At 61.4% G+C, this 2,943-nt stretch carries 3 protein-coding genes; 2 read left to right on the plus strand and 1 reads right to left on the minus strand.

The window, feature by feature from the left end:
* Positions 1-317 precede the first annotated feature (317 nt).
* Complete coding sequence (locus AC1DT3_RS16830) at positions 318-1,832, plus strand: glycerol-3-phosphate dehydrogenase (protein WP_477466387.1); 1,515 nt, start codon at positions 318-320, stop codon at positions 1,830-1,832.
* 51 nt (positions 1,833-1,883) lie between these two features.
* Here the strand turns inward: AC1DT3_RS16830 and AC1DT3_RS16835 are convergent, their stop codons facing one another.
* Entirely contained in the window at positions 1,884-2,309 is a 426-nt protein-coding gene (locus tag AC1DT3_RS16835; RefSeq protein WP_477466388.1) for an HIT family protein, read from the minus strand.
* A 243-nt stretch (positions 2,310-2,552) separates the two neighbouring features.
* Between AC1DT3_RS16835 and AC1DT3_RS16840 the strand changes: the two genes are divergently transcribed.
* On the plus strand, positions 2,553-2,747 hold the full coding sequence (locus tag AC1DT3_RS16840) for a con-10 family general stress protein (protein WP_477466389.1): 195 nt from the start codon (positions 2,553-2,555) through the stop codon (positions 2,745-2,747).
* Positions 2,748-2,943: the final 196 nt, after the last annotated feature.

Consider the following 2,943-nt stretch of genomic DNA (forward strand, 5'->3'; position numbering starts at 1 on the left):
GAAAAGGGGTTTGCCACCGATGTAGGAGACGACCTGCGTGATGAGGCGGTCAGACGAGGGGCGATCAGCGAGGGAGCCGGGCCTCCGCATTAACGCGGATATCCTTCACGCAGCTCCGTCGGGCAGCTCGTATTGAGCGCCTACGCCGCTTGGCATATGAGGCAAGCCGCGATATTCGTCAACCCCAGCCGTGGGCCGCGAGCACCGATCGGCTCCGAAATCCGTGAAAAACGCCTGAGAAACGCTTGCGTTAGTCGGCTAAACGGAATCATTGACAGGCAACTGGACACGTACGGGCTTCGAGGAAGACTTCTTCTATGACGACTATTTCCGACCTTCTGATCATTGGTGGAGGCATCAACGGCGCCGGGATCGCCCGGGACGCCGTCGGCCGTGGCCTCTCCGTCGTCCTTTGCGAACAAGGGGACCTCGCCGGTTACACCTCGTCCGCGAGCACCAAGCTGATCCATGGCGGCCTGCGCTACCTGGAATACTACGAATTCCGCCTCGTTCGTGAAGCTCTGTTCGAGCGCGAGCGCCTTCTGGAGGCCGCTCCCCACATCATCTGGCCACTCCGGTTCATTCTGCCGCATGAGAAGGGCATCCGACCGGCCTGGCTCGTCCGCCTCGGCTTGTTCCTGTACGACCATCTCGCGCCCCGCAAGCGCCTACCTGGCACCGAAACGATCAAGCTGAAGACGCATCCTGCCGGAAAGGTTCTCAAGCCCGGATTCAATACCGCGTTCATGTATTCGGATTGCTGGGTCGAGGACAGCCGCATGGTCGCCCTCAACGCTCTGGATGCGGCGGAGCGCGGCGCCGATATCCGCGTGCGTACCAAGCTMGTCTCCGCCCGCCGCGATGGCGACACCTGGCTGGCGACGGTCGAGAACAGCGAAACAGGCGAGGTGTCCGAACTGCGCGCCCGGGTTCTCGTGAACGCCGCGGGGCCATGGGTCGCCGACGTTTTGAACACCAAGCTCGGCCTCAACACGAATAAGAGCGTCCGCCTGGTGAAAGGCAGCCACATCGTCGTGCCGAAGCTGTTCGACGGCGAACACGCGTTCATCCTGCAGAACAAGGACAAGCGCATCGTGTTCGCCATCCCCTACCAGGGCCGCTTCACGCTTGTGGGTACGACGGATATTCCGATCGAAACCGGCCCCGGCAAGGCGACGATCACCGATTCAGAGGTCCAATATCTCTGCGACGCGATCAACCACCATTTCAACCACCAGATCACGCCGAGCGACGTCGTGTGGACCTATTCCGGCATGCGCCCGCTGTTCGACGACGGTTCCAGCAACGCTTCGGCCGTCACCCGGGATTACGTGTTCGACTTGGACGCACCCGGGAACGAAGCCCCCGTTCTGTCGATCTTTGGCGGAAAGATCACGACTTTCCGCAAGCTGTCGGAGCACGCGCTCGAGGAGATCAAAGGCTATTTCCCCAGCATGAAGCCGGCTTGGACGGAAAAGGCCAAGCTCCCCGGCGGCGATATGCCGGACGCCGATTTCGACCGCTTTTTCGCCGGTGTGAAGGCACGCTTCGCATTTCTCCCCGAGCCCCAGGCGCGGCGCCTTTCGCGGGCCTACGGGACGCGGATCGAGGAACTGCTCGGCGGCGCCAAGTCGCTGGCCGACCTGGGCGAGGATTTCGGTGGGGGGCTGACCGCCGCCGAGGTCGATTACCTCGCGCGCTGGGAATGGGCCAGGACAGCAGAGGACATCCTCTGGCGCCGGTCTAAACTCGGTCTGCATGTGCCGGCAGGCGCTGCCGAGCGGATCGACGCGTATCTCGCCAAGCGCGCAGCGGTCCGCGCCGCGCAGTAGGACCCCCAGCGAGTTAGGGAACAACAAGCGGCCGCGAGGGCCGCTCATCCGTCAAAGGGCAGCCAAGGCTTTTCGCAGCGAATCCGCGTGCGCTGCCAGGACCTCGGGTTTTTCCATCGTTCCGGAATGCGGCTTGAGGTCCTGCCCGTCGAAACGCGGAATGATGTGGAAATGCAGGTGGAAAATGACCTGCCCTCCCGCGCTCTCGTTGTATTGGTGGATCGTCACCCCGTCTGCACGGAAGGCGGCTTTCGACGCTTTGGCGAGCCGCTGGACGGCTTTGGAGAGTTCGGCCAACGCCTCGGGTTCGACGTCGAGGATGTTGCGTGCTCGCGTTTTCGGGATCACGAGAGAGTGGCCGGCACCGCGCGGCATAATGTCCATCAACGCGAGTACGTGTTCGTCCTCGTAGATCTTATGAGCCGGAAGTTCTCCCCTCAGAATACGGGCGAACACATTGTTGTCATCGTAGATCATCGGCGACTCCGGCCAGTTCGGGCGAAAACGGGGACTTTGAGCGCTTTAAGCCCAGCTTTGCCCGCTATAGCAGAAATCCGCTGTAGGACGCGAGGCCGCCCCGAGCCGTGGTTTTGGCCGGCCCGTGCCTCGTCCCGCCGCAATTCGCTCCGGCTCTCCATTGGCCGAGGGCCATTTCTCGCGGAACCATCGAATTTCAGCGCGGTTGTCCCCGAAAGCATTCAACTGCCAAGGAGGTGTGAGATGTCAACCGGTAGTTCCACTTCGAAGCGAGGTTTCGCGTCCATGGACGGCGAACGCCAACGCGAGATTGCAAGTAAGGGCGGAAAGAGCGTTCCCGCTGAAAAGAGATCATTTTCCCAGGATCGGGAACTTGCATCCGAAGCCGGCCGAAAAGGCGGTCAGGCATCGGGCAGCACGCGCGGTTCTCAGGAATAATCTTCGAGATGTGTTTGAAAAGATTGCATCGTTAAAAGGGTCGCTTCAGCGGCCCTTTTTTCGTCAAAAGTAGAATTTGACGTTCGTGTCGTCCGTGAAGGTGCGCTCGAGATCCTGACCGCTGGCGACGACAGCCTCGAACTTCTTGCGGTCGGAAAAGCTGCCGCCCAGGAAGAGCGGTCGGAAGCTCTTGGAC

It is taken from the genome of Microvirga sp. P4_G7 (assembly GCF_056401005.1).

What these genes read in the sequence shown, in the direction of transcription:
- AC1DT3_RS16835 (WP_477466388.1), bottom strand. Translation starts at nt 2,309, where the DNA reads ATGATCTACGATGACAACAATGTGTTCGCCCGTATTCTGAGGGGAGAA.
- AC1DT3_RS16840 (WP_477466389.1), top strand. Translation starts at nt 2,553, where the DNA reads ATGTCAACCGGTAGTTCCACTTCGAAGCGAGGTTTCGCGTCCATGGAC.